Origin of the sequence: Streptomyces sp. NPDC048420 (assembly GCF_040651535.1) — a bacterium.
Lineage (GTDB): Bacteria > Actinomycetota > Actinomycetes > Streptomycetales > Streptomycetaceae > Streptomyces.
Window position 1 is genome coordinate 88,981 of sequence record NZ_JBEZKG010000007.1, and the last position, 26,563, is coordinate 115,543.

General features: G+C 69.4%; 16 protein-coding genes. 5 read left to right on the forward strand and 11 right to left on the reverse strand.

Features of this window, described 5'->3' with window-relative positions:
- Positions 1-151 precede the first annotated feature (151 nt).
- The 6 genes from AB0D34_RS13950 to AB0D34_RS13975 all read right to left on the reverse strand — a co-directional run bounded on the left by AB0D34_RS13950 (position 152) and on the right by AB0D34_RS13975 (position 10,568).
- On the reverse strand, positions 152-1,354 hold the full coding sequence (locus tag AB0D34_RS13950; protein ID WP_362661136.1) for a restriction endonuclease: 1,203 nt from the start codon (positions 1,352-1,354) through the stop codon (positions 152-154).
- 188 nt (positions 1,355-1,542) lie between these two features.
- Positions 1,543-2,850 (reverse strand): hypothetical protein, encoded by a 1,308-nt coding sequence (locus AB0D34_RS13955; protein ID WP_362661138.1) that lies wholly within the window; start codon positions 2,848-2,850, stop codon positions 1,543-1,545.
- A gap of 46 nt (positions 2,851-2,896) precedes the next feature.
- A complete protein-coding gene (locus AB0D34_RS13960) occupies positions 2,897-4,006 on the reverse strand; it encodes a hypothetical protein (RefSeq protein ID WP_362661139.1) in 1,110 nt (369 codons plus the stop codon).
- Positions 4,007-4,011: 5 nt separating this feature from the next.
- Entirely contained in the window at positions 4,012-5,886 is a 1,875-nt protein-coding gene (locus AB0D34_RS13965) for a DUF1998 domain-containing protein (protein ID WP_362661141.1), read from the reverse strand.
- Entirely contained in the window at positions 5,883-9,032 is a 3,150-nt protein-coding gene (locus AB0D34_RS13970; RefSeq protein ID WP_362661143.1) for a helicase-related protein, read from the reverse strand. Before AB0D34_RS13970 ends, AB0D34_RS13965 begins: the two co-directional genes overlap by 4 nt.
- Positions 9,033-9,092: 60 nt before the next feature.
- On the reverse strand, positions 9,093-10,568 hold the full coding sequence (locus AB0D34_RS13975) for a sigma-70 family RNA polymerase sigma factor (RefSeq protein ID WP_362661145.1): 1,476 nt from the start codon (positions 10,566-10,568) through the stop codon (positions 9,093-9,095).
- Positions 10,569-10,643: 75 nt separating this feature from the next.
- Here AB0D34_RS13975 and AB0D34_RS13980 point away from each other — a divergent pair, with 75 nt between their 5' ends.
- From AB0D34_RS13980 to AB0D34_RS13990, 3 genes are read left to right on the forward strand one after another with little or no spacing between them, the layout of a single operon-like run.
- Complete coding sequence (locus AB0D34_RS13980; protein ID WP_362661147.1) at positions 10,644-12,434, forward strand: DUF4357 domain-containing protein; 1,791 nt, start codon at positions 10,644-10,646, stop codon at positions 12,432-12,434.
- A complete protein-coding gene (locus AB0D34_RS13985) occupies positions 12,431-13,696 on the forward strand; it encodes a restriction endonuclease (RefSeq protein ID WP_362661149.1) in 1,266 nt (421 codons plus the stop codon). The genes AB0D34_RS13980 and AB0D34_RS13985 overlap by 4 nt, the downstream gene beginning before the upstream one ends.
- A 30-nt stretch (positions 13,697-13,726) precedes the next feature.
- Positions 13,727-15,862, forward strand: coding sequence for a UvrD-helicase domain-containing protein (locus AB0D34_RS13990; protein ID WP_362661151.1), 2,136 nt, complete (start codon positions 13,727-13,729; stop codon positions 15,860-15,862).
- 16 nt (positions 15,863-15,878) lie between these two features.
- Here the strand turns inward: AB0D34_RS13990 and AB0D34_RS13995 are convergent, their stop codons facing one another.
- Entirely contained in the window at positions 15,879-17,534 is a 1,656-nt protein-coding gene (locus AB0D34_RS13995; protein ID WP_362661152.1) for an N-6 DNA methylase, read from the reverse strand.
- Between the two features lie 128 nt (positions 17,535-17,662).
- Here AB0D34_RS13995 and AB0D34_RS14000 point away from each other — a divergent pair, with 128 nt between their 5' ends.
- Positions 17,663-19,369 carry a TIGR04141 family sporadically distributed protein gene (locus AB0D34_RS14000; protein ID WP_362661154.1) on the forward strand — a complete coding sequence of 569 codons (1,707 nt, stop codon included), beginning with the start codon at positions 17,663-17,665 and terminating at the stop codon, positions 19,367-19,369.
- A 916-nt stretch (positions 19,370-20,285) separates the two neighbouring features.
- Here AB0D34_RS14000 and AB0D34_RS14005 read toward each other — a convergent pair.
- The 4 genes from AB0D34_RS14005 to AB0D34_RS14020 all read right to left on the reverse strand — a co-directional run bounded on the left by AB0D34_RS14005 (position 20,286) and on the right by AB0D34_RS14020 (position 25,045).
- Positions 20,286-23,429, reverse strand: coding sequence for a type ISP restriction/modification enzyme (locus AB0D34_RS14005; RefSeq protein WP_362661155.1), 3,144 nt, complete (start codon positions 23,427-23,429; stop codon positions 20,286-20,288).
- A 427-nt stretch (positions 23,430-23,856) separates the two neighbouring features.
- Positions 23,857-24,264 (reverse strand): PIN domain nuclease, encoded by a 408-nt coding sequence (locus tag AB0D34_RS14010; RefSeq protein ID WP_362661157.1) that lies wholly within the window; start codon positions 24,262-24,264, stop codon positions 23,857-23,859.
- On the reverse strand, positions 24,261-24,494 hold the full coding sequence (locus tag AB0D34_RS14015) for a type II toxin-antitoxin system VapB family antitoxin (protein ID WP_328365024.1): 234 nt from the start codon (positions 24,492-24,494) through the stop codon (positions 24,261-24,263). The genes AB0D34_RS14010 and AB0D34_RS14015 overlap by 4 nt, the downstream gene beginning before the upstream one ends.
- 221 nt (positions 24,495-24,715) lie before the next feature.
- Positions 24,716-25,045: a hypothetical protein gene (locus AB0D34_RS14020; RefSeq protein WP_362661158.1), complete on the reverse strand. Its 330-nt coding sequence runs from the start codon at positions 25,043-25,045 to the stop codon at positions 24,716-24,718.
- 448 nt (positions 25,046-25,493) lie between these two features.
- Here AB0D34_RS14020 and AB0D34_RS14025 point away from each other — a divergent pair, with 448 nt between their 5' ends.
- Complete coding sequence (locus AB0D34_RS14025; protein WP_362661635.1) at positions 25,494-26,531, forward strand: lytic murein transglycosylase; 1,038 nt, start codon at positions 25,494-25,496, stop codon at positions 26,529-26,531.
- Positions 26,532-26,563 lie beyond the last annotated feature (32 nt).

The window sequence follows — 26,563 nt, forward strand, 5'->3', positions numbered from 1 at the left end:
CTATGCACGCGGGTCCTGATCGGCCATCAGAATGGCATATTTTCCTGCCCCCTCAGCACGCGTCCTGGCGCGAGACCCGGGAAGGCACCGCCGACATCGGCGCGTCTGCGGGAGCGAGGATACGGCGCCTCGCACGAGCGTGCCTGTTCCGTCAGGCACGCATCCCCAGCTTCAGGGCGGCTTCGCGGGCCTTCTCGTCGGCCATGGCGATAAACCGCTTCCGCCCGCCGTGGGTCTGGAAGTCCGCCCGCGACTTGGCCAGGAGGGAGTCCGCCCGCTCAATCAGCTTGTGCGCCGCTTTCAGTGCCTTGATGAGGTCCTTGGTGTACCGGTTGGATGGCAGCGCGTGTACTTGACTCGTGTGTGCACGGACGCGAGTGATCAGGCGGAGCACGGTCTGCCGCTGGGCTTCCAGTTCGGCGGCACGCTGCGTCGCGCGCTCGTTCGGCGCCTGGGCGCGCCCGGAAGCCGCCCGGCGCCGAGCGGACAACTCAGCCGCTGCCGCGTTCAGTGGAGTGATGTGCCCGAGTTCCTGGATGGAGAAGAGTGCAACCTTTTTGTCGTCGGCGAACTGCCGGGCACTCGCCGTATAGCCGCCGGACGCGTAGAACAGCAGATGATGGTGCGAGTCCGCCACACCCCGCAGTTCTCGGACGGGGCCGACACCGATCGGCTGGCTGTAGTACTTCACCTGCGCCATCGCATCGCGGGAGATCACGTCGATACCCCCGTCCGCGCCGGCATCCGTCACCCGCGCATCGGTGAAGCCGAGGCTGCGCATGTGGTCGACGGCGGCGAATTCGGCGTCCTGCCATGTGCGGATGGTTCTCGCGCGGTACACCCTCCCCTGTGAGCCTGCGTCTTCTTCCGCATGTGGAGGTCTGGGCGCCCGGCCGGCCCCCGCCCGGTGAGCGCCGAGCGTCCCCGAGGCGCTGCGGTCGCCCTGCGCAACGTGCGGAGGAGCAGCCGGAGCGCTGCTATCGCCCCGCCGACCGGCGGCGACCAAAGCGCGGGCCACGGCCGCGGAAAGGGCCTTGAGCTCTATCGCGCCCTCGGGGCCGTCGAGCACGACCGCCTCACCGAACCGGGACTGGCTCCCACTCTCCAGGACGGTGAGGGGGCGGCGCACTTCCACGTGTTTCACCTTGAAGGTGCCCCGCCACAGGAGGAGACGCCGACGGGTCAGTGCGCCGTGGAACCGGACGGTGGTGAACAGCGACTCGACCCGCTCACCGGGCGCCAGATGCGTCAACAACTGTTCGGCCTGCGGTGAGTTGCTTACCCAGCCGCTGCCGCGGACAGCGGCGGAGGTGCGGGGATCGCTGCGGAGACTTGACACCACGCCATCTTGCATCAACTCCCCGGGCGGGGAGCAGATTCGCCGAACACGCCGCCATCTGGAACGTCCCCGGCCGGGCCGCCCCGCCCCTATCCGGACCATGCCGCTCGCTGACTCGTCTACGAAATCGTCACCCTTGTTGGAGGGAGAACGGTGCCTGGCCGTGTCTCGGCCACTCAGAGTGCGGGCGCGCGCCCTTGCGCCTACGCGGGCAGCGCAGGGAACACGACCACCGAGCCGTCCTTGTCGCGCGCGATCTCGATCGCCACGTCTGTTGGGCGGCTGTTGGCCGTGACGCCGTCGCCCAGCTGGTGAATCCGGTGTGCCGCGCTCATGAGGCGATCGACTTCACCGGTCGTGAAGACGGGTCGCAAACCGTTCGGGCGTGCCAGTTCCAGTGCCGACAGGCGTAGCAGGACACCGGCGATGCCTGACTCCAGTTCGTCGAGGCGCTGCTGATCGCGCCTGAGTGCGCGGGTGAAGTTCTCGAACGGATTGCCCGGGTCGCTCTGGGCGTGATCGACGGCCTGGAGGACGACGACCCGCCGCTTCAGGGCGACAGCCAGGGAGGCGAGTTCGAGGTGGGTGCGGAACGTGCCGCCATGGTCGTCGACGCCGGGGAACGACTTGGTCAACGTGCCGAGTTCGACGGCCTCGCCCTCGCGCAGTCTGTCGAGCGCGCTCTGCCATCGGGCAAGGCGGCGGTCGGCTTTGCCCAGCGCCGAGTTGATGGCATGGACCGCCGAGTCGAGTCCCAGCGAGACACCGAGCTTGCCCTGGTCGAGCAGGATGGCCGTGGCTTTGTCGATGGCGTCGCGGCAGCCGTCGAGTTCGCTGTGCTCGTCGTCGAGCTTGTCCTCCTGAAGTTGCTCCAGCAGTTCCGTGATGTGTTCGATGGCCTGCTGGCGTTTGCGGTCGGCGTGTGCGCTCACTCCCACCGCCACGGCCATGAGCACGAGCGGAGCGGCGACGGTGAGCGCCGTGCCGCCGGCGGCCGCGGCACCGGCGGTCGCCCCCGCCCCGCCGACCGCACCCGCCGCTGTCGCTCCTCCGACCGGCACGAACGTCGCATGGGCGGCGATGCCCTTTGAATTCATGAGTGCACTGTGGATGCCACCCGCCGCCGCCTTCGACGCCATCGGGCGAACGATGCCCTGCCCGAACCGGGCGGCGACCTTCGCCGGGACCACCATGCGATACAGATTCTCACCGGAAGCGGTCGCCCTGGCCGCCGTAAGGGAACTTCGCGCCGATTGAGTGATGAACTGGGACAGGTGCTGCGCCAAGGGGCTCGCGGCGTCGAGCGGGATGCCACGGCCGCGGTCGATCTTGTCGGGCAGCGGATGCACCTCCAGTGTGGCAATGGGCTCGTCGGCCAGGACGGCGAGCACTCCGCGCAGTTCCACCAGGCGCTCAGCCGTCATCGACTCGCCCGCGGTCAGCCCTGGTACCCGGACGTCAGCGGTCGCCAGCGTCCACACGGGCACGGTCGTCTTGCGGTCGTCAGTCATCGTCTCCCCTTGTTCTCAAACATTGCTCGTAGCCTCAGTCGCGCCATCACCGCACGTGCACCCACCCGTGCAGCCCCTCCAGATGCCGCGGCAGCCGACTCCCCTGCCAACCCAGCACCAGTCGCTCCCGTGCACGAGTGATCATGACGTAATACGCCATGCGCAGGGTCGCCGACGTGGGGTCGGTGGCGGAGTCGGACTCCGCGTCGGCGATGACGACGGTGTCGAAGTCGAGGCCCTTGGCGCTGGCGCGGTGGACGACCACGACGCCGGGACGGGCAAGGTCGAGGTCGCGGTAGCGGCCTGCGGAGGCCGTCGAGCTGTAGAGCTGCGGCTCGTGGGCAAGGCCGGCCTTTTCCAGGCGCCGCATCAGATCGGACGCGGTGCGCAGGGAGTTGACGATGACCCCGATACGGTCCCGCGGATGCCGGCCCGCCAGGCCACCAATGTCGTCGGCGAGGTCCTTGGTGCCGGAATAGTGGCGGACCACGGGCAGCGTCCCGCTGCGGAAGGGGATTTCGGGGCGGGCGCCGCCCGTGCGGAAGTGCTCCGCGAGGGACGCGATCTCACGGCTGTTGCGGTGGTTACCGACGATCTCGACTCGTCCCGTGGAGCGGCCGAGGGCGTCTGTGATCTCGGTGAGGGTGGAGTTCGTTTCCGTGAGGCGCTGGCACTCGTCGGCGAAGACCGTCACGGAGGCCGCGGCGAGGCGGGCCATCCGGTAGAAGCCCGGGGACAGGTCCTGGCCCTCGTCGACGACGAGGTGGGGCGTGGTCTCGTCATCGGCGAGCTTTTCAGCGGCCAGGCCTGCAAGGGCCGTCCAGTCGAACCAGCCGTCCTCGGTGCGCGGTGCGTCGGAGCCGAAGCGGCGCTGGATCCAGCCGTGGACGGTCGCGGCTTCGACGGGGGCCCCGGGGACCGTGAGGCCCTGGAGGGTGTCCCGCAGGAGCTGGCGCAGCAGGTTGGAGCGGGACAGCAGCAGCGTGGGGCGGCCGGTGAGGGCGAGGTGGACGGCGCGGTGCGCGGCGAGCAGGCTCTTGCCACTGCCGGGCGGGCCGCTGACGACGTGGTTGCCGGTCAGTGGCAGGGCGTCCAGGCAGTCGCGTTGGGCGGGGGTGAGGTCGGGGTGGAGGACGGGGGTGTTCGCGGTGGTCATGGGTGTCATCCCTGGGCGATGGCGGCGGCGTACTCGCGGCTCGCGGTGAGGACGTCGGTGAAGTAGCCGGGGACGCGGGCGGAACCGACGACCAGAGCGCGGTCGAGGAGGGTGTTGCCTGTCTGGCAGCTGGTCTCGGGCAGCAGGGTGCAGGCGTGGCAGGCGGCCCGGTTGAGGTTGCCGAAGCCCTGGCCGGTGTGCTCCGCGCACAGCGGATCGGCGGAGCACCAGGCGGCCGCCTCCAGCATCCGGACGAGCGTCTCGGCGAAGTGCGGTGCCTCGCCCTGCCGGACCAGGCCGCCGAGGGTGCCTTCCGCGTCACCTGCGGCCGTGTAGATCAGCAGTCCGCGCTGGCCGTACTCGGGACGGCCGTACACACGCTCGCGCAGGCTCGCGGTGGTGTAGCCGGAGTCGAAGGAGAGCTGACGGATGAGGAGGTGGGCGAGGGTGTGCAGGAGAAGGAAGCGGGGCGAGAGGTCGCTGCCGACGGTCTCGGCCAACTGCTCGTCGCGGAACGACGCGTCCAGGTCCGTACGGACGCCGTGGACGTGTGCCTGGACGCGTGGGTCGTTCTCCCAGGCGCTCAGGCGCCGCTCGTCGAGGGTGAGGACGATGCCCTCGCCGTAGACCTCGGTCGCGGGCAGCCAGCGCAGGCGGCCGCTGGTGTCGGCGTGGACGAGGGTGCCGTGCGGGGAGTGGCGGCGGAATCCGGTCAGGGCCCGTACCTCCCGGAGACGGTCGGCGAGGACGACGCCGTCGATGTGCGCGTCGAGGGTGGCCCAGGGCTCCTCGGTCTCGTCGGCAAGGCCGAGTCCGCCGCGACGGACCGAGAACTCCGCGGTGGGTTCCGGGAGTTCGACGGCGTCGAAGGCGTACCACTCGTCGCGGCTGAGGTCGAGTTTCGCCAGCTCCGGCCGCTCGGCGGGCGGGGACGCGGGTGCGCCCGTGGCCTCGGCGAGGAGCTGGTCGATGAGGCTGTCGGGGGCGTCGGTGTCCTGCTTGATGAAGTCACGGAAGACGGCGGCTCGGTCCGTGCCGAGTGCGTCGAGCAGGTTCGTCCAGTAGCCGTGGTCGCGGACCGCCTCCGCCAAGTCCTGTTCCGTCCGCGGGGGTTCGTCGGTCGGGGGGATGTCGAGGGCCGAGAAGACGACCGGGTAGTACACGTTGCCGGCGGTGCGCTGCACGATGTGGACCTGCTGGCCGCAGGAGGCCTTGCCGTTCGGGCGCTGCCAGGGGTTGCGGCCCGGGCAGTGGCCGCCCTGGGGGCCGAGGATGTCGAGCAGGTCCCGCTCAGCCGCGCACGGGGTGCCGCCCTCCCGGGTCGCTCCGCAGCGCACCGAGAGCGCTTCGAGTCCGGAGGCGCGGTCGGCGACGCGGAAACTGAGCCGGCGTGCCTTCCAGGCGTGCTTCGACTCGGCGCAGGAGGCCCGCAGTTCGGGGGCCAGCTTGGAGTGGGCCCAGTACCACCAGTCGACGTCGTCGAGATGCCCGTCCGCGCAGATGCGGACGAACCGTATGGGGGTGAGGCGGGGTGCAGCTGCGCAGGACGTGCAGACGGGCGGCTCGCCGGGCTTCTCCTGCTCTCGCAGGAAGCGGACCATGGCCCGGCAGGATCCGCAGAACAGCCAGCCGGGGAAGCGCACATAGGGAACGCCGGGCCGGTCGGGCCGGTCGTAGCGGTCATTGAGGGTGTGGGGTGCCGCGTAGAAGCCGATGACACCCAGACGGGCTGCCAGCCGCTCGGAGGGGACGGGGGTCTTGAGCTGCGGCCAGGTCTCGATACCGGCCGCGACGAAGGACTCGCCCTGCACGTCGAGCACGGCACCGACGCCGAACGGCAGTACGGTCTGTGCCTGGCGGACCCGGAGTTTGCGCGTCACTTTCCTGCTCCTGTCACGGTGATCTGGCACTCCCGGTCGACGCTGCGCATCGAGTTGAGGGTCTCCCACAGGCCGTAGCGCTGCTCGAAGGACTTGAGCAGGTTGTGCTGCCCCTTGCCCTGGCTGCGGTAGTAGAGGTTCTTGCCCTCGGTTTCCGCCAACTCGGCCTGCCTGTACCAAGCGTCCAGGAGGTCGCCGAGTTCCTCGCGGACGTCGGCGCGTACGGTGGCGGCGTCGGCTCCTGTGGCGTCGCGTTCGGCGATCGCGGCGCGCTCGGCGAGGGCGTCGGCGATCCGCGCGGCCTCGTCCTTGTGACGGGTCAGCAGTCCGGCCTGGTTCTCGGCGGCCAGGCCGAGCCGGTGGCGGACGAGGATGACCAGGGCGGCGTGCAGGGCGCGGCGACGGGCGGGCACCGACCACGGGGTGACGCTGGCGGGTTCGACGTACCGGTACAGGGCCCGGTGGTAGTCGATGAAGGTCTCGTAGTGCGAACGGTCGCGTGGGCGGGTGGCGTTGAAGTAGGTGACGACGAGTCCGGGCACTTGGTGACGGCCCACGCGGCTGGTGGCCTGGATGTACTCGGCCGTGGTCTTGGGCTGGCCCTGCATGAGGAGGTAGGCGAGCCGCTTCACGTCGACGCCGACGGAGAGCATGTTGGTGCACGGCAGGAAGGACACCGACCGTGGGTCCGTCCAGGGCTTCTCCAGGCGGTCGAGGAGGATGGGCTGGTCGGCGCGCGCCACACTGCTGTCGAGCTGCTGCACCTGCTCGCCGCCCAGGGCGCGCGTGCCGGCGCCCTCGTCGAGGGAGCGGAGCTGGGCGGGGATGTCGTCGCCGGCCGCGGTGACGGTGCGGCCGAGTTCGCGCAGGCTGTGGTGGTAGGCGACGAGCGTCCAGTAGTCGTCGCGGTGCTCCTCCGGGAGTTGGTGGGCGCCCTGGAGCATGGCCGCCGTGGTGGCGACGGCGCCGCGGCCCGCGGTGTGGCCGAGCGCCATGACGCCCAGGTAGAGGCGGCCTGGGCGACCGGTGTCGGGAACGGCGAAGAAGCTGTCGCGGGCGTCGAGGCCAGACGGCGGGAAGAGCTGTACGTCCTGGTGGTGCAGAGCGCGGACCTGTTCGGCGGAGCGCCGGATGGTGGCCGTGGCGGCGACGATCTTGGGCGGGCGGCCGTCCCGGTCCGTGCACAGTTCGAGGATGGCCGCCTCGTAGAGGCCGACCGTGGTGCCGAGCGGTCCGGTGAGCAGATGCAGCTCGTCCTGGATGATCAGCGACGGGGGCGGGTTGCCGGTGCCGGCGCCGAAGAGGCGGCCCGAGTCGGACTCCCAGGCGAGCCGCGCGAACTTGTCGACGGTGCCGAGGACGAAGGTGGGCGGGTTCCGGTAGAGGTGCTGGTCGACGACGGCGACCGGCAGGACGTCGTGGAAGGCGCACTCGTCACGGGTGCAGTTGCAGGCGAAGTCGTCCTTCTCCGCGCGGACTCCGTAGTCGGAGCGGACGCTGGACCAGGTCGCCGGCAGGATGCGGGTGCCGCACCACGGGCAGCGGTCGAGGATGAAGACGTCTTCGGGGTGCGAGGCCAGCCGCTGCTCGTCGAAGGTGCGCTCGGCCTTCTCGAAGTCGTTCGGGGTGGTGGTGTCGCCGACCCACAGGCCGATGGTGATCGGCTCGCCGCCCAGACCGAGTGCGGGTTCGGTGCGGCGCAGGTGTTCCAGTGCGCAGATCGTGGTGGCGGCGCGCTGGAACTGCTGGGTGGTGAGCAGGCTGAGGGTGTAGCGGCTGAGCACGGCGGTGCCGTCGCCTCCGCCGCGGATCCGGCGCAGGGCGATCGTGAAGGCGGCCAGCAGCAGGTAGGCCTCGGTCTTGCCACCGCCGGTGGGGAACCAGATCAGGTCGGTGGTCTCCCGGTCGCGGTGTGCGGGGTCGGCGACGCCGTCGAGGGCGAGGAGGAAGAAGGCCAGCTGGAAGGGGCGCCAGGTGGCCTCGGGGTCGACGGGCGGATCGACGGCCACCGGCTCCGAGCGGTGCCGTCGTCGGCCGGCCTGGTCGGGGGCGGAGTGCCGCATCTGCAGCAGCATGGCGCGCTGGGCGATACGGAAGGCGGCGAGCAGTTCGGGGCGGTCCGGGTCGCACAGGGCGCGTACGCCCGCCTCGATCCGGGTGACCGCCTCGCGGACCCGCGCGAGGATCCGGTCCGCGGCCTCCCGCCCCCATTCCGGCACCTCGACGGACCGCTGGCCCACGTACCAGGCGTGGTACGAGGAGGCGAACTCGGCCAGTTCCTCACGGAGTTGGTCGAGCCCGACGGACGGGTCGGCAAGGTGGGAGAGGGTGAGCGCGGGGGCGTCGAGCGGGCCGCCGGCCCGGATGGCGGGCACCTCGGCGCGTGGCAGGACCTCGCAGGCGAGGAGGGCGACACCGCCGTCCTCGCCGTACTCCTCGCGGACGGCGCAGCCGTGGCCGACCGCATGGGTGACGACATGCCGGTACTGGAGGCGCAGTTCGCGTTCCTCTGGGTCACGGCTGGCGAGCCGGACGCTGGGATACGGCAGCACGGTTCCGTCGGCGGGGCGGACGGTGAGCCGGCACTGGAACAGCATGTCGTCCCAGCTCGGCGCCTTGCCGTCGGAGCCGTCGTGCCGGGCCTCGTTGACCAGGGCCACGGTGACGAGCGTGCCCTCGCCGTAGGAACGGTGGGTCAGCCTGATCGTCGCGCGCCCGTCGAGGACGGGGACCTCCTTCCGGTCCGGGCCGACCGTGTGCGTCTCGGGCTTGAGGGGGACGCGCTGCCAGCGCCGCCCCCGGCCCGCCTCGTTCCGCCGCGTCTCGTAGCGGGCGGCGGCGCAGCTCACCTCGACGTCGTCGGCGTCGGTGTAGAAGCTGACGCCGAGGGACGCGGGCAGCCAGCTGTTCGTCTCGGGCACCGGGTCGGGGGCCGGGTCCACGTCGGGAGCGTCCTGCTCGGCGCCGGGAGCCTCGGGGTCGTCGGCGGCGAGGGCGAGCTGCCGCTGGAGGTCCGCCTGCTGGGGATAGAGCGTGCCCATCAGGTACTGCCGGTCAGGCGGCGCGTCGAGCACCTCGTCGACACCGTCGGCGGGACCGACGAGCTGGCGGGTGAGGTAGTCGACCAGCTCCTGGCGGGGGTCCATGTGCGGCTTCTTTCGGAAGGGAGTGCGTGGGGAGAGGGGACGATGTGGGGTGCGTGGGCTTCAGCGGGGCCGCGGCAGCAGCCCGTGGCGGAGGAGCTGTCCCTCGAACTTCGCCTTGGCCTTCGACTCGATCTGCCGGATGCGCTCACGGGTGACACCGAAGACGACCCCGATGTCCTCCAGCGTGTCCGGCTCGTCACCGTCGAGCCCGGTGCGTCGGACGAGGATGTGCCGCTCGCGCTCGGGGAGATGCTCCACGACGTGCCGCAGGCGGGCTTGAAACTCCTTGCGGATCAACACCACGTCAGGTCCGGGCAGTCGGCTCGGCCCGATGATCAGGTCACCGAGCGCGGCGTCCTCGCCGATGATCCGGTCCAGGGAGTCGGTGGGCCGGCTGATCCTGCGGACCTCCTCTACTTCGGCGAAGGTGAAGCCGGTGACGTAGGCCACGTTGTCGACGGTTCTGGGGCGGCCTTCGTTCAGGAGCTTGCGCTCGGCGACGGCGACCTTGCTCACCTTTTCGTGGACATGCACAGGCAGCCGGATCAGGGTGCCCTCGTCGGCGATGGCCCGGGTGATGGCCTGTCTGATCCACCAGGTCGCGTAGGTCGAGAACTTGAAGCCCTTGGTGGCGTCGAACTTCCGGACCGCGCGCATCAGTCCGATGGTTCCGTGCTGGACGAGATCTTCGGCGTCCAGTCCGCGGCCCTGGTAACCGAGCGCGATCTTCCACACGAGCCGCTGGTTGTGCAGGACGAGACATTCGTAGGCGTGCCACCGCTCGCTGTCGCGGGGCAGCGCGGCGATCTCCTCCACCGGGACGTCGCGGCCGAGCCGGTCGGTACGGCCGAGGCGGTCCTCCCCGCCCCGGAGGAGCACGGCGAGGCCGACTTCCTCCTCCGCCTTCAGCAGTACCTTGGCCGTGCCCCGCCGCCACCGGTCCGCTTCCAGTACCGCCCGGGCCGCGAGCACGGCGTCGGTCAGTCGGGGTGCCGTGGAGGAAACGGCGGAGCGGGCGGGTTTGGCGGCGGCCGGTGCCTTCGAGGGGACGGCGCTCGCCGCCGGAACCCGGGGCGGACGGGGGCGGGTGATCGGAAAGTCGGCGGTCAGCTCGCGCGCGTCAGCGGCACCGAGCCCGTGAAGTCGTACGACGCCGTCGTGGGCGAGCCTGCTGACGGCGCCGTCGGCGTCGGCGTAACGGGCCAGCATCCGCCGGGCCTGGGCCAGGCGCATGGCCGCTTCGGAAGGGACGGCGGGCGGCTGAGGGGGCGCCTTCACCGAGGAGGCCGCCGCCCGGCGTGCGGGCTTCACCTGGATGCCCAGCGCGGCGAGCCCGTTGCGGAGGCGTCGCCGCTGTTCGTCGGTCCTGAGCCCGAGCCGGTCCGCCTCGTCCGCGAAGGCCTGTCTGCTGATCACCCCCGCGCGGGATGCGCGCCGTTGCAGCCTTTCGATGACGGACGGCAACTCCGCTTCGACAGCCCGCCGTTCGACCTCGACCATCGGCTCCCCCTCGCCCCGCACGATCGATGCGTTCACGCCGTCAACACATTTTGTGCATGCGTTCACTTGTACTCTTGATGCTTTGACAGTGTCAACAGGTAGGATGGGTCCATGCCTCAGCCCGAACGCCTCCCCGGCACACCCGAGTTCCGCATCAAACTCCCCAAGGGCGGTGAGGCGCACGGGCATCTGCTCGCCGAGTTCGGGGGCAACGGCACGCACAAGTTCCTCCTGGAGGAGGGCTCGACCGTGGCCGCCGAGGCATGGCCCGGACTCGGCGACCACGCCCGCCGGACCCGCGTGGAACTGCGCGCGGACGGCGGTCTCGTCGACGTGTCCGCCGACCGGTGGAGGGCGGCCCGGGACATCGAGTGCAACTCCTCCTCAGCCGCCGCCTCGCTGGTGTACGGCTACGACGCCTCCGGCCCGGAGTCCTGGCGCACGGCGGAGGGACACCCCCTCGCCGACTACCTGTCCACCGGCTGGCGCGCCCCGCGCAAGGCGTGGCTGGTACGCGGCTCCAACGTCTCGGGGCACAACCTGGTGCGGCAACAGTGGCTGCCGGAGGGCTTCGTCTCGCTCGCGGGCGCGCACCTGCCGCCCCTGGAGGAGAGCGATCCGACCAAGAGCGCGCTGCGCCGCTTCGTCGAGGACGGGTACGAGGGGGCGGCCTCGTACAGCCAGAAGCGGGGCCTGGTCGACGAGTTGCACGCCTTTCTGACCCAGATGCGCGTCGGTGACACGGTGGCCGCCATCAGCGACGGCGTGCTGTACATCGGGCGCGTCACCGGGGAGGCCGTACAGACCGCGTCACCGGGTGGACTGTCCAATCTGCGGCGGACGATCGCCTGGCAGGCGGACGGCCACGCGTACGAGGAACTGCCGGAGGAGGTGCAGCAGAAACTGTCCGTGCAGCATGACGTCGTCGATCTGACCGGTGTCCTGGACGCGCTGGACGGGCTCACAGGACAGACCGGGCACACGGCTGCGGCAATGGACGGCGAGCAGGCCGCCGCCGAACGGCCCGTGCAACGGGAGCTGTCGCTGCCGGACGTCACCGGCGCACTCGCCGCAGACCTCCTCGTCCACGACCGTTCCTGGCTGGGTGAGATGCGCGAACTCCTCGTCGACGAGCGGCAGTTGGTTTTCTACGGTCCGCCGGGCACCGGCAAGACGTACCTGGCGATGAAGCTGGCCGAGTACTTCGGCGGCGGCCCGGAACAGGTCAAGATGGTCCAGTTCCACCCCTCGTACGCCTACGAGGACTTCTTCGAGGGGTTCCGGCCCGTGGAGGATCCCGAGACGCGGGAGGTAGCCTTCCGGCTGACGGCGGGCCCGCTGCGCGAGCTCGCCGATCTCGCCTCCCGTGAGGGCAACCGGCACCTCCCGCACTTCCTGATCATCGACGAGATCAACCGGGCCAACCTGGCGAAGGTCTTCGGCGAGCTGTACTTCCTCCTGGAGTACCGGACGCGGTCCGTCCGGCTCACCTACTCCGGGGACGACTTCGCGCTGCCGCCCAACCTCTTCGTGATCGGCACGATGAACACCGCCGACCGTTCGATCGCGTTGGTGGACGCGGCGATGCGGCGCCGCTTCGCGTTCGTGGAACTGTCCCCGCGCACCGAGCCGACCGCCGGGCTGCTCGCCCGCTGGCTGAAGCGCGAGGGCCGGGACCTCGAACCCGCCCGCCTGCTCGACGCCCTCAACGCCCGTATCGACGACGCCGACTTCGCCATCGGCCCGTCGTACCTGATGAAGCCGGGCGTGTACCGCGACGGCGGCCTCGAACGGACCTGGCGCACGAAGATCCTGCCGCTCCTGGAGGAGCACCATTACGGCGAGGACCTCGACGTCGCAGCCCGCTACGGCCTCGATTCGCTGCGCGAGCAGCGTCCGTGACCGTGGCCATGGCCGTGACCGACGTGACGCTGCGCGAGTACGGACCCGCCGTCTCCGTCCCGTTGGAGGCCGCGGCCGGGCGGGCCCTCGCCGCCGCCGGCGTCCTGGAGAGCGTGACTCCCGATCCCGGCCGGGACGGGCACTGGCTGCTGCGGGCGGGCAGCCGGGTCGGCGCCCTGCGCACACCCGGCGGTCCGGTCGTACGGATCATGCCCAAGACCCCGGTGAGGCGGCTGTTCTTCCTCCTCGGATTCAGCCTCGACCCGGCGCGCGCCTGGCGCGACAGCCGGGAGGGCACCGTCGACACCGGCGCCCACGACGACGTCGTCCCCGCCCTCGCGCACGCCGTGGAGCGGCGGATCGACGCGGCGCTGCGGCAGGGGGTCCTTCAGGGCTACCGAGTGGTGGAGGAGTCCGCGCCGGTCGTGCGCGGGCGGCTGCGCGAGGCCGAGCAGATCCGGCGGCACTTCGGCCGTACGCCACCCGTGGAGATCGCCTACGACGCCTATACCGCTGACACCGCCGAGAACCGCATCCTGCGGACCGCCGCCGAGCGGTTGCTGCGGCTGCCGGGCGTTCCTGGTCCGGTCCGGCAGCGCCTTGCCCACCAGCGGGTGCGTCTCGCCGACGCGCTGCCGCTGATACCGGGGCAGGAACTGCCTCTCTGGCAGCCGTCACGGCTCAACTCCCGCTACCAGCCCGCGCTGCGGCTCGCCGAGGCCGTCCTGCGTGGTACCTCACCGGAACACCGACCGGCCGGTTCCGCCTCACTGGCCGTGGACGGCTACCTGCTCGACATGAACAAGCTGTTCGAGGACTTCGTCACGGTCGCCCTCCGCGAGGCTCTTCGCGAGCACGGCCTGACCGCGCGTCTCCAGGACCCCCACCACCTCGACACCGCGCGTCTCGTGGGGATCCGCCCCGACCTGGTCGTGCGCACACCCGACGGCCGCACGCCGCTGGCCGTCGTGGACGCCAAGTACAAGGTGGAGAGGGCCGACGGACTGCACAACGCCGACCTGTACCAGGCGCTCGCGTACGCCACCGTGCTCGGTCTGCGCGAGGCGCATCTGGTGTACGCGGCCGGACGCCGGCCCGAGCGCTTCCACGAGGTGCGCGGAACGACCGACGGGCCGGAGGGACGGGCTGTACGGCTGTACCAGCACAGCCTCGACCTCTCCCGCGAGCCGGGCCAGCTCCTGTCGGCGCTCCGGGAACTCGCCGGACGTCTGGCCGGCACCGCCACACCTCCGCGATCATGAGACACCGTCAGGCAGAAAGGAAGGGACCTCATGCCCCGGCTCGCCTTCGCCCAGAGTTTCTGGGACGGCTACGACACGTTGGAGAAGCCCGTCCGAGCCGGAGTGCGCAAGGCCATGGCGAAGTTCCAGGCCTTGAGCGTCGCCGAACTCAACGCCGACAAGGGACTGCACCTGGAGTCCGTCGAGAACGCCCGTGACGAACGGATGCGCACGATCCGCATCACCGGTTTCTGGCGAGGCGTCGTCCTCGCCCCCGACGACGGCAGCGACATGTTCCTGCTGGTCAACGTCCTGCCGCACGACGACGCCTACACCTGGGCGGCGAAGCGCCTGTACAGCGCGAACTCCGCGACACGCGCCCTGGAGGTGCGCGACGCCGTCGCCCTGGACGAGCTGACGCCGCTGTACGAGACCGCCGCGCGCACGGCACCCCGGCTCCTGTTCGCGGACGTCTCCGACGGCACCCTGCGTGAACTCGGCATCGACGACCAAGTGCTGCGCGCCGCGCGGTCGCTGGTGGACAAGGCCCAGCTGGAGGCGTTCTCCACCCTCCTGCCGGAGGACCAGCTGGAGGTACTCCAGTACCTCGCCGAAGGCTTCAGCCCCGAGGACGTCTACCGGGATGTCGTCGCCGTCCGCCGGCCCGCCGACGCTCCCGCCGAGCCCGTCGAGGACCTGGCCACGGTCATCGCCAACACTCGCGCACGCATCCGCCTGGTCACCGGGCCGCGGGAGTTGGAGGAGATCCTGGAGAAGCCGTTCGAGGCCTGGCGGGTCTTCCTCCACCCCTCCCAGCGGCGCGTCGCCTACCGCACCTCGTACGGCGGTCCCGTCCAGGTCACCGGCGGACCCGGGACGGGCAAGACGGTGGCCGCCCTGCACCGAGTCAAGCACCTGCTCGGCCGTTCCGAGCACGGCCGCATCCTGCTCACCACCTACACGAACGCCCTCGCCGCCGGACTGCGCGACATGCTCGGGCTGCTCCTAGACGAGGACGAGAGGCTCCTTGCGCGGGTCGACGTGACGACCGTCGACGCCTGTGCCAACGGGATCGTGCGTGCCAGGTCGACTGCCGTGCCCAGGCCGATCGGGGACCGGGAGCAGCGACAGCTGTGGGAGAAGGCGGTCAAACAGCTCGATCTGCCGTTCACCGCTCAGTTCCTGGCCCAGGAGTACCGGCACGTCGTACTCGGCCAGAACCTCCGCGACCTGGACGCCTACCTCGGTGCGAGCCGTCGTGGCCGCGGCACCGGTCTCGGCCCCACCCGCCGTCGGGCGGTGTGGAGCGGCGTGGAGCGGTTCGAACAGTTCCTGCGGGACCGCGGCGAGACCACACATTTGCGCGTCTGCGCCCGCGCGGCGGAACTGCTCGACGGTGGGCCGGCTCCGTACGCCCACGTGGTCGTCGACGAGGCACAAGACCTGCACCCCGCACAATGGCGGGTGCTGCGCGCCGCCGTCGCCCCTGGCCCCGACGACCTGTTCGCCACCGGAGACCCGCACCAGCGGATCTACGACTCCCGGGTCTCGCTCGGCTCCCTCGGCATCATGACGACCGGCCGCAGCTTCCGGCTGCGCCTCAACTACCGCTCCACCGAGGAGATCCTCGCCTGGTCGGCGCGGCTCCTGGCACCTGTCACCGTCGACGCCCTGGAAGGCGAGGGGACAGACTCGCTGGCCGGGTACCGCTCGCTGCTGCACGGGCGCCACCCCCAGGCGCGGGGGTACGCGACCCGGCAGGAGGAGACGGAGGCGCTGGTGGACCGGGTCCGGGCCTTGCTCGCCGAAGGTCTGTCACCGCACGAGATCGGCGTGTGCGCACGGTTCAACCTCTCCTTGGACACGGCCGAGGAGAAACTGAAGGCCGCCGGCATCCCCACGCTGCGGGTCAGAGGTCAGGTCGCGCAGGGAGCCGAAGGGATACGACTGGCGACAATGCACGCGATGAAGGGACTGGAGTTCCGGGCCGTGTCCGTTCTAGGTGTCACCGAGGGCACCGTCCCTTTCGCCCGTGAGATCACACCACGTGAGGCGGATCCGCTGCAGCACGACGCCGACCTGCTGCGGGAGCGCTGCCTGCTCTTCGTCGCCTGCACCCGGGCTCGCGAGGCGCTGAGCGTGACGTGGAGCGGAGCAGCGAGTCCGTTTCTGCCGCACGCCGGCTGAGCGGCCTCGCCGGGCCTCACTCCCTAGGAGCCAGGGCTCCGGTGGCGAGGCCGTCACGGGCGACCTCGGCGAGCTGCCGGCTCAGCTCGTCGACCTTGCGCAGCCCTTCCTCGAACGCGGACAGCGCCCGGAACGCGGAGCCGTACCGGCGCTGCTCCTCGATGTCCATGCGGGGGATGCGCGAGCCCCGGGCGTCGAAACGGTAGCTCCCGCTCGCGCTGGTGGAGCGGCGGGTGTTGCCGGAGCTGCGCAGGAAACCCTGCAGATAGTCCGTGTCGAGCTGCTCGCTGGCCGAGACCGGTTCCGAGCCGTCGTACTCCACGAGTCCGGCACGGGCGAGATCCGCGACGCTCGTGGTGGCAGCGTCCAGCGAGCCCGGACCGCCGCCGGGAGCGAACTCGGGCAGAAAGGCGGTGAGTCGGCGCACCTGCTCCTGCAACTGCTTGCGCAGGGCCTCGTACTCACCGGGGTAGTCACGGTGCCGGGAGCGCAGATGACTGCCGGGGGTCAGGTCGACTGTGTCGTCGAGGAGCTCGATCAGTGGTACGTCCACGGTCTGGTCGGCCCGGGGCTCCAGGCCCCCGTCGGGGCTGTTGTCGGTCAGGTCGATCATGCGCACGGTGTGGTGCGTGTCCGCACCCGAGGTGTTCTCGGGACGCCGCAGACACCACAGATGGACGGGCAGGGAGTGCGAGGTCGCCGTCCCCGGCGGCAGGGCGACCACCTGGTGCACGATGCCCCGGCGTACGAGTTCGGACCGGATGCGGCGACCCGCCTTGCGATAGGCGACCGAGGCCGGCATGACCATGAGGACCTGGCCGCCGGGCGCCGTGTGCGCGTACGCGTGCTGGAGCCAGGCGAGTTCCCCTTCGGCCTTGGACGGGGTGCCCAGTTCCCAGCGGGAGTCGAGCAGCAGTTGCTCCCTCCCCCACTCCGTCACGCCGGCTGGCGGGTCACAGACGATCAGATCCGCCTTGAGGTCCGGCCACGCGTCCGCGCGCAGGGAGTCCCCCGCCAGGACGCGCACCTCGGAGCGGCCCAGGAGGTCGGCACGCAGCTGGGCGAAACGGGCGCTGTCGGCATCCATCTCCTGGCCGCGGCAACGCGTCCCGGTCTCGGAAGCGACCGACAGGAGCAGCACCCCGATACCGCAGGCGGGATCGAAGACGGTGGCACCGGCCGGCAGCTGAGGCGCGAAGTGGCACACGGCCCGCACGACACGCTCGGACGTCACTTGGTCGGATCCGGCACGCCGAGCAGAGTCCATGAACCGGTCAGTAAGTCCGTTTACGAGATCGACGGGTGTCTCGGTTTCGGCGAGCTGCAGCACGCGGGCGGCGACGTCGTCCGGCAGATCGGGTTCGGACTCCCCGGCCAACACGGCGGCGACCGCGGCCAGGCCGGCGACCATCTGATCCCCGTACGCGGCCCGCAGAGCCTGCCACAACTCGACCTCGGGAGAGACCTCCTGACCCTTGCGCTGCCTGTCCAGCCAGTCCTGAACCTCGGCGAGCGCATAGAGCGGACTGTTCACGCCGCCCCCCGCCGGTGCGGGGAAGTCGTCGTAGCGCCGGCGCCAGTTGGAGACAGCGGCCCGAGTGACGCCGGCCAGCCGAGCGATCTCGGCGCCGGTGACAAGCGGGCCGACCGATGAAGCGGCGTTGTCCGTCATAGCCCCAGCGTACACGGGTCAACGCCGATCTTCCAGAGAGTACTCTGTTGACAACGTACACAGATAAATGTCACCCTCCCTCGTGTACTCGGACGTCTCTGAACCACAGCCGCCCACGGAGGCACCCCATGGGATCGAACACCGCCGTACGCACCGTCTACCGACTGTCCGGCGTCGCCCCCACCCAGGACGCCATGTTGGACGCCCTCGACCTCGAACTCCTGGACAGGCTCGGCGCCGATCCACATTTACCCGAGGCGCTCGGGGTCCCGGCCGTGTACGTCACCTGCGGAATGGAGCGCACGGAGGCCCCCTGGTGCGCCCCGATGGCGCGCACCACCGGAATCACGATCACCGAAGGCGTCCGACGTACCGCCGCCGTACTCCTCCTCGCGGTCGACGGCACGGTGTACGCCATCGGCTGCGACCAGGGGTACCGGCTGATCCCCGACCACCTCAAGGACAAGCGCTTCGGTCTCTCCTTCGCCGTCCGGCAGATGGATCCGAACCTGATCCGTGGAGCGGTCTCCCGGTCTCTCGGGCAGGCGCGCACCGACATCTCCCTGGTGCCGGGCGGGGCCCCGGTCCCGCTGCTCGGCATCCGCGACCACTCGCGCATCGTGCGCAGCCTGGGCGGCTACCTCGACGAGCTGCCGCTCACCCGGACGCGGGACACCCGCGGAAGGGCCGTCAGCGCCCAGGGCGGGTGCGGGCTGAGGATCGCCCTCGGGGTCGAACCCCAGGCCCTGCTCTCCGATCTGCGGGCCATCGCCAGAATCTGCCGCGAGGACATCCCGCACCCGGAACTGGAGTTCGTCGACCACATCGCGCCGGTCGAGGACACGACCACCCTCGAGGCCCTCGATCAGGCCCTGGACGACCTCCTCGGCCGTCCCTCCGACGGACGGATCTCCGTCTCCGTGCCGTCCGAACACTATGCGGCCTACACGGAGGCGACCACGTACGTGACGCGGATCAACAGCTCGGGCTCTCTGCGCTCCGACGACTTCGACCCCGACTACGTCCTCACCCGGGCCCGACTCGCACCGCCCGGCGAACGTCTCAGGGCACTGCGTGAGGGAACCGTGACCCTTGCCAGGGATCGTCGAGCCGGGGTGGCCGACACGCTCGCCGTCACCAGCGCGCTGACGTGGCTGGAGGCCGGGATGTCCCTGGGCTCCAGACGGTTCTTCCTGATGGATGGCGAGTGGTACGAGGCCGGGGCCGCCTACGTGGACGAGTGCCGGGCGGCCGTGGCGGCGCTGTTCTCGCCGTCGCCCTCCCTCTCCCTTCCCGCGTGGCGCGACGGTGAGTCCGAGAACGCCTACAACAACAGGGTGGCCGACGAGGAACGGCCCGACTGGCTCTGTCTTGACACCAGGAACGTCGCCAATCCACTCCGTCCCAGGGACCAGGTTGAGATCTGCGACCTGCTCATGCCCGACGGCGCGCTCGTCCTCGTCAAGCGTGCGGGCGGTTCCGGTCCGCTGAGTCACCTGTTCAACCAGGCCAGGGTGGCGGTGGAACTGCTCCAGGAGTCCGCCCGGGTCCGCGCGGAGTTCACCGCGAAGGTGGCGCGGCTCAGCCGGGGCGAACTCGTGCTCCCGGACGACTTCACGCCCAAGCGGATCGTCCTCGCCATGCTCCTCAAGAACCGCGAGAACCTGACCCCGGACTCCATCTTCGGCTTCTCCCAGATCACCATCGCCCAGACCGCGAAGGCCCTGGCGGCACGAGGGGTGACTGTCGAGGTCGTCGGAATCCCGGAGAGCTACGCAGCCCCACTGCCCCTGCCCTCGTGTCACGCAGGAGACGGAGCAGCAGTCCTCGGCTGACAACCTCGGACTGAACCGCTCCGGGGCTGCTGGAGGTGGAACGCCCCGGTTCTAGTGGAGTCGGGTTGCTGGAGAATTGACGATCAAGCAGCCTCCGGAGGCCGTGATGCCCACAGTTATCCGCCCGAGTTCGCCGCAAGATCCTCGATCTTGTCGCATCCGGAAGGAAGGTCGCCGAGGTTGTCTAGCTCCTCGGCGTCGGCGCTTAGACGATCTATGCTTGGCGTCGCCATCACCTCGTCGCTATAGGGCAGCTGCCCTGCACGACCAGCAGCGATCCATCAGAACCAGCGCCGCTCGCAAACGTGCCGCCGAACACCTCGAGTTGGAGACCGGCACCAAGCCGAAGGCCTCATCTGGGCCGAGGAACGTGTGGCTCACTAACGTGCCACTGGGCTGAAGCTCTTGTCCGTGATGGTCTGGACTCCCGAAGAGACGGGTCAGTGGGATTTCTCTGGGACCGTCGCCCCTGCCTCAGGGGCTTCCGAGAGATCTTCGGGACCTAGCGCGGTAAGCCCTCGAAAGATGAGCAAAGAGGTAGCGGCAGGACGAGTCGGGCTGTCCGCCAGGATCTCTCCCGAGCCCTCGCGTCACAAGCTTGGGACAAGCGTCCATCAAGAAGCCCTCAACGTTACGAGTGGGAGGGCCTGGAGCTCGCTGTCGTGGTCGGCCATCACCCCTTGCCAAGGCGCGGGATGATACGCAGCGATCCCCTGCCACGGGGGCCACGGCACCAACAAACGCACCCACTGCATACAGATCGGACTCGCGCCACGACGGACCATGCTGCCCTCACGAGACCGCCCGTATGGCCGTCGCCCCCAGCCTCCATGATCCACGCGTTCCAAGAGGATGCCCACGTCCAGCGGGTGCGCAGCCGACCCTTGATGATCTGCCCCAGACTTGCTTCGGGATATCACAGCCCCGGCATGGCGTCTCCCCCGGCTGCGGGTCTCACGGGCTTGAGTGCGTGTCGTGGCACAGGAAGGACACCTTCCTCGGTCAGATCCTGTACGGAGATGAGCGGGCCGGAACAGACCGACTCCAGCACTTCCCGCTGAGCTGGTTCCTCCTGCACCAGTAAGCCGAGGATGTTGAGCAGCATGAGCAACTCGGTTGTCCAGTCGGGAGACCAACTACGGGCCACCACATGGTCGAGTTCGAGTCGTCGCTTGCCCGCCGGCTCCTTCCGGCGGTAGCCGAACCACTTGTCCAGGACGTTCATCCCGGAGACCTGATACGCCCTGGTGGATGGCGGCACCGGCGCGATGCATCCGGAGCCGATCCACAGGCGCTGCTCCTCCGGCTCGTATCGGAGGGCCTGCGGCATCCCTTCCTCCGTGTCCGGTATCTCCACGACACAGCGAGGACGGCCTGAGGGAAGCCGCAGCGTCTCGCGCGTACGTCCTTCTGCCTGATCCGCGAAGCGGTCCCCGTATGTGTGCAGCCACAGCACACGGCGTCCGAGGTGAACTGCGCGATGCCACAGACGAACGTCTCCAGTCAGTGGTACCCGGACGCCAGGGTCCTCGAGGTTTTCTCGGAAGCGCTCCGTGTAGGCGGGATGGGAGACCACCCCCGCGATGTAGGCCAGGAAGTCTTCGGGCGTCACTAGCGTAGCGAGCCGTCTCGAGAGCACGTCGAGCAGGGCGGGAGCGATGTTGGGAGATTCACCCCCTGCATCGCGGTAGAGCGGTCGGGCACAACCGCTGCGTCCGTTGAAGTAGTGCATGTCGGGGATCAACGCGCTGAACACCAGGGCCGGTCCGCTTACGACGGGATGGGCGTTCTGCTCCACAGTGAACACCTGATGATCTCCCCGCACCCGCCAGAGGTCCGGGCGCGCAACCACCATCAGCCGATGGTCCGGCAGGATCAACTGGCGGTCGAAGGAGCGGTACCCGACCTGGACAGGATCGGACTGAGGTCGCCGCTCCTGTCGTAACGGAGTTCCGTCGTAGCCGGTTGTTCCGGCAAGAGGCGTCACCCGGCTGTCGATTGTGCGGTCCCTGGCCTCTCCAAAGAGCTTCCGACGCTCGGAAGGGTCGGCTCCCAGGAAGATCCGCCATCGCTTGCGGAGCGTTGCCTCGTCCGGTGCGTAGACCCATACGCGACCGGGCGTCACCCCACGCGAGGACCACGGCATCAGGTCTCTGAGCAGAGGCGCGCCCGTCCATAAGTCGTCTCCTTCCGGCAGGAAGGGGTCTGTGCCTCCCGTTGCGCAGTCCCGCCACTCGGGATCGTCAAGGGTCAAGCTGAGCAGACGCTGGGCTTTGTCGCCACGATGCCCGTGCACTTTCAGATGATGCACGAGAGCACTGTCCTCGCGGTGGTCGTCTCGTCGGCGCACAAATACTGCGATGCAGAGCTCTTGGGCCACATCCGGGAAGAGGCGATTCGCCACGGCAGATCGCTGGCCTTCAGGAGACAGATCGATGATCCAGCCTTCATCGGCTGACTTCCGCAGGTAGCGCCGCATGCCAGCGAACGCGCGGCTCTTTAACCAGGCTTTCGGAGTGATGTAGGCGACCACACCGAACGGTGCGTCATCGTGGGCGTCGAAAACCTTCCAGGTGCCCCAACGCCAGAAGAAGACGTGCAGGTTGGACAGTTTCGACTCGTAAGTGCCATTGCCGGCCAGTCGGAAGGCGTCGAGCGGTGGGTCTTCACCGACATTCGGATCACCTGCCTCGATCCATTTACCCGCGCCTCGAGTAACGGCATCGTGGGGCGGGTTGCCGATCACCACCATGACGCGTTCGTCCCGCTTGACCTTGTTGGCCTGTCGACGGGACTCCGCGAGAGGGCGATAGGTGTAGGGGATCCAGTTGAACTCGGCCGTCGGGTTGTCGAGGGTGTCGGCCACCAGGAGGCGCAGTCCTTCTCTGGGAGCAGCAGAGCCATAATCCTTCAGCAGTGCATGCATCCGCAGGTCCGCCACGGCGTAAGGGCCAATCTGACGTTCGAAGCCAATGAGTCGCTGCCCCACCAACTGCCGGAGACGGGGACCGAGTGCGCCGGCTCCTTCCTCCTCTGTGATGGTGGACGCCGCCCGTCTGAGGACGGACAGCAGGAAGGTGCCCGTTCCCATAGCGGGGTCGACCACGACCACTTCCGATGATGCGAATCCGGTCTCGATCCCGAAGGACCTCTTCAGAATCGCCTCGGTCAAAATAACCATGGCCTCGACCACGCCGTGAGGCGTGTAGTACGAGCCGGTGCGCACGCGCAACTCGCGGTCGTAAATCTGCAAGAAGTCCTCGTACAGGAGGAGGTAGGAGTCTCCCGAACCGTCATCAAGTCGGCTCCAATCGACAGCTCCCACCACCCGCAGCAGCGTGTCGAGTGTGGTGGACAAGTCTCCCGTCGCCGACTCTTCGGTGAGGACGTCGAGAGCCTTACCCATCAGGGAGTGCCGCTTGCCCAGCTTCGTGGCGATGGCATGTACCGATTCGCCATCGAATGCGATGCCTTCGACCCGTGCCAGCAGCAGGGCGAACACCACTGTCTGGCCGAACTGTTCAACGAACTCGTCATCCGTTGTCTCAGGGAAGAGCAGCCGTCGCCACTCTTCGGCGATCTCCGTGAAAACGCGGCGGCGCCTGCCGGCCTTCTCCTGCACCATCGACTCGGCTACCTCGTCGCAGAGCAGACGACACAGTCCCGCGACGGACCGAACCAACTGCGTGGTGGTTCGAGGCGACTTCGGCTGCCAGGTGAGGAAGTCTTGGAACACCCTGGCCAGAGCCCCACCATCGGGAGTGAGTCGGGTTCCCGATGTGAGGACTGAGCCCTTCATCCGGGCAAGTTGCCCTACGAGTTGGCCGCTGCGGTACAGCGCGAACTCATCTCCATCGCAGTAGAGGACGTTGGGCAGTAGTCGTAGCTTCTCCCACTGGGCGGCACTGTCCCCGGTGAAGAGGGAAGGGTCCGCCCCGCGCCCTGGTTTCTTCAACTCGATGTACCCGACGAGCACTCCATCGACTGACACCGCATAGTCGGGCCTGGCCCTCAGGTCCACGAGCGGGACTTCACCAGTCAGCGTGATGGTGAACCCCAAGCGTCCCCCGACAGCCCGTATCAACGTCTCCAACGGGCCACGGAGTTGGTCTTCCTGCCACCCGCCGCCTCTTAGCTTCGGAGTAACCTCAGCCCCAAAGGCGGATACGGCCGCTCGTACAGCTTCTTCGTATGTGCCGCGTCGATCTGCTCGTACCGCCACGCCGCCCCCTGACGGTCAAAGCGGCCGACGGCACCAGTGCGGACCTCACGGCCGCACCCTGCTCTCGAATCCGTCGGGCCGTCCCCGACGTCACGCGTTACCGAATGTAAATAACAGACAGCGGATTGTGAAGAGCGCGTCAGTGCAAGTGCCACGGCAGCGTGATCCTCTGGGCCACGGATGCCGGTTCCCTGTTCTGGGGCAGTCACTTGAGCATCGATCAACGAGGGGCCGACAGGCCGACGGCGTAGACCGGCCCTGGCGATCAAGCGCGTACGTCGCGCTGCTGAACTTCCTTGAGCACTCCCGCCACCGTGGCGAAGTCGTTGTCCACGTGGAGGACGGTGTGCCCGTGGTGGACCGCGGTCGCACACACCAGCAGGTCGATCGCGCCCGCCGCGCGATGCTGGCCCTGTTGAGTCAGCTTGTACTGAGCGGTGTCGACCCAACGCCAGGCGTTCTTCGGAACGGGGGAGAACAGGCAGAGCGCATCCAGTTCCTCCGCGAGTTCGTCACGGTGGGAGGGGCTGGTTGCCGAGTAGAGAAATTCGGCGCGTGTGGGTTCGCAGAGGTGGAACACGCCGGCGGAGATGTGTCCCTCCCACGGCGACAACGCTCCGGGGGTGCGAAACAGGTGCCACAGAGCGGAGGTGTCGAGTAGGTAGGTGATCACTCGAAGGCCTCGCGTCGGGCACGCTTGCCTGCGTCATGCGCCGCCGCGGCCTGCTCGAACTCGCCACGTGCACCGCGTGCGGCCAGTTTCTCAGCGGCCTCGAGGCGCTTGATCCGGGCCACGTAGTCCCGCAGGGCCGCGTTGACCGTCTCCTTCTTCGTCGTGACGCCCATCAGCCGCATGGCCTCGGCGAGTGCCTCGTCATCGAGATCGATCTGCGTGACGGACATCGAGCACCTCCAGCATCCGCAATGTATGTCCTCAAGATACATCGCCAACATTGAGGACGGCATGGAAAATCCCGGGGCCTCACAGGAGGCGGGAAGTGCCCAGACACGGGGACAGGGCTCCGCACAGGAAGTTTTCCCTGTTCAGGTCCCAGGGTAGCGGCAGCCGAGTCGGACTGTACACCAGGTACAGTGCCATCTCACCAGCTCAGAAGTGCCGTCTCTCAGCCGCCGACAAGCGCGACGCGCTTGATGAAGACCAGGTCGGGATCGACCGTGAGATCCACGACTTCGTCGAGGTCCCCGACCTGGCGCTCCCAGTCGATGCGACGGGGCTCGCGGAGACGGGAGCCGTTCAGCTCCGTCTCGGCGTCGTCGGGGCGGACGAGGCCGTTGAAACGGTCGCTCGGGCGGGCGTTGTGTCGGGCGACCTCCTCGCGGACCCGGAGCCTGATCAGCTCCCGTACGGTCATCCTTTCGGGCAGCCCGGCGACCTCCCACTCGGTGAGGGGCTTGCGCGTCGCCGTCTCGTCCCGGAACTTCACGGTGGCCATCAGGCACCTCGCTTCATCTGCGTGAGGATGGACCCGTCGGTGATCTCGGAGTCGGCGACCGGCAGGAACGCCTTGCCGAGGATCGGCGAGAGCCGATCGTCCCCGAACTGCAGGAACACACCTTGGCGTCCCCTGAGCGCCGCGCCGGGACGATACACAAGTAGCTGTCGTCCGGGTGCATCAGGATGTTGATCGAGCCCAGGTGGATCTTGTACGTGTGCAGATCGCCGCCGCGCACAAGTCCGCCGCGATCCTCACCGAGCCGCTCACCCTCTCCGTGGACGCGCACGCGTACCCCGCTTCCCGAAATCTCCCCGCTCCGTGCGACGGACGCGCTGCCCTGCCCCGTAGAGCAGAAGCAGGCGACATCAACCCACAGGGAGGGAGAGCCACCGTGGCAGGGCGCAGAGTCAGAGGTGCCAGGGGGGCGGCGATCGCGGCGGTGGCCATGGCGGCGCTGACCGCGTCACAGGCGCCGGGGGCGGTCCCGGCACGGGCCTCCGTACCCGAGCCGGAGGCACCCGTCGAGCATGGGCCGAGCGTTTCGGGCGACACCCTGTACCGCACCGAACTCCCGCCGCTGCGGACCCGGGAGCGCGAGCCTGGGGCGTCGGTGCGTGAGGCGGCGGGGGCGGGCGCCGCGCTCCCGGCGAGTGTGTTCGCCGCCTACCGGCGCGCCGAGGCGGAGCTCGCGCGCACCGCTCCCGGCTGCCGGCTGCGCTGGCAGTTGCTGGCCGCGATCGGCCAGGTGGAGTCCGGGCAGGCGCGGGGCGGTCGGGTGACGGCCGACGGTACGACCGTGGCGCCCATCCTCGGGCCGCGGCTGGACGGCGGCGCCTTCGCCGTCGTGCGGGACACCGACGGCGGCGCGTACGACGAGGACCCGGCCTACGACCGGGCGGTCGGGCCGATGCAGTTCATCCCGTCGACCTGGTCTCGCTGGGGCACGGACGGCAACGGCGACGGGCGGGCCGACCCGGGCAACGTCTTCGACGCGGCACTCGCCGCCGGGCGCTACCTGTGCGCGGGCGGGCGGGACCTTTCCGACCCGGCCGCGTTGGACCGGGCGGTCCTCGGCTACAACCACTCGGAGGCGTATCTCCGCACGGTCAGAGCCTGGTACGCCTACTTCCTGGAAGGGCACCGGGTGGTGCCGGACAGCTCCGCGAAGGGTTCGAGACGCTCCGAGCCGTCGCGGGCGAAAGCTACGCCGGAACACACGCCGGAACCCATGCCGAAGCCGACCCCGTCCACCCGCCCCAGCGCCTCCCCGTCCCGGACTCCCTCTGCACCTGCCTCGCCGAGCCCCGGCACGTCCCGTCCATCAGCCGGCGGCACGGAGACCAAGGAACCCCAACTCCCCGCACCCGGCACGGACATCGAACTGCCCGGCGACGACCTGCTGCCCAGCGGCGCTCCGCTGGGCAGCAACAGTGCGGACTCGATGGCCTCCACCCCCTCCACAACCGCGGATACTGGGCGGTAATGTCGCCATCCGCCGGACAGCACGAGACCGGC

What these genes read in the sequence shown, in the direction of transcription:
- AB0D34_RS13950 (WP_362661136.1), bottom strand. Translation starts at nt 1,354, where the DNA reads ATGCAAGATGGCGTGGTGTCAAGTCTCCGCAGCGATCCCCGCACCTCC.
- AB0D34_RS13955 (WP_362661138.1), bottom strand. Translation starts at nt 2,850, where the DNA reads ATGACTGACGACCGCAAGACGACCGTGCCCGTGTGGACGCTGGCGACC.
- AB0D34_RS13960 (WP_362661139.1), bottom strand. Translation starts at nt 4,006, where the DNA reads ATGACCACCGCGAACACCCCCGTCCTCCACCCCGACCTCACCCCCGCC.
- AB0D34_RS13970 (WP_362661143.1), bottom strand. Translation starts at nt 9,032, where the DNA reads ATGGACCCCCGCCAGGAGCTGGTCGACTACCTCACCCGCCAGCTCGTC.
- AB0D34_RS13980 (WP_362661147.1), top strand. Translation starts at nt 10,644, where the DNA reads ATGCCTCAGCCCGAACGCCTCCCCGGCACACCCGAGTTCCGCATCAAA.
- AB0D34_RS13990 (WP_362661151.1), top strand. Translation starts at nt 13,727, where the DNA reads ATGCCCCGGCTCGCCTTCGCCCAGAGTTTCTGGGACGGCTACGACACG.
- AB0D34_RS13995 (WP_362661152.1), bottom strand. Translation starts at nt 17,534, where the DNA reads ATGACGGACAACGCCGCTTCATCGGTCGGCCCGCTTGTCACCGGCGCC.
- AB0D34_RS14000 (WP_362661154.1), top strand. Translation starts at nt 17,663, where the DNA reads ATGGGATCGAACACCGCCGTACGCACCGTCTACCGACTGTCCGGCGTC.
- AB0D34_RS14015 (WP_328365024.1), bottom strand. Translation starts at nt 24,494, where the DNA reads ATGTCCGTCACGCAGATCGATCTCGATGACGAGGCACTCGCCGAGGCC.
- AB0D34_RS14020 (WP_362661158.1), bottom strand. Translation starts at nt 25,045, where the DNA reads ATGGCCACCGTGAAGTTCCGGGACGAGACGGCGACGCGCAAGCCCCTC.
- AB0D34_RS14025 (WP_362661635.1), top strand. Translation starts at nt 25,494, where the DNA reads ATGGCGGCGCTGACCGCGTCACAGGCGCCGGGGGCGGTCCCGGCACGG.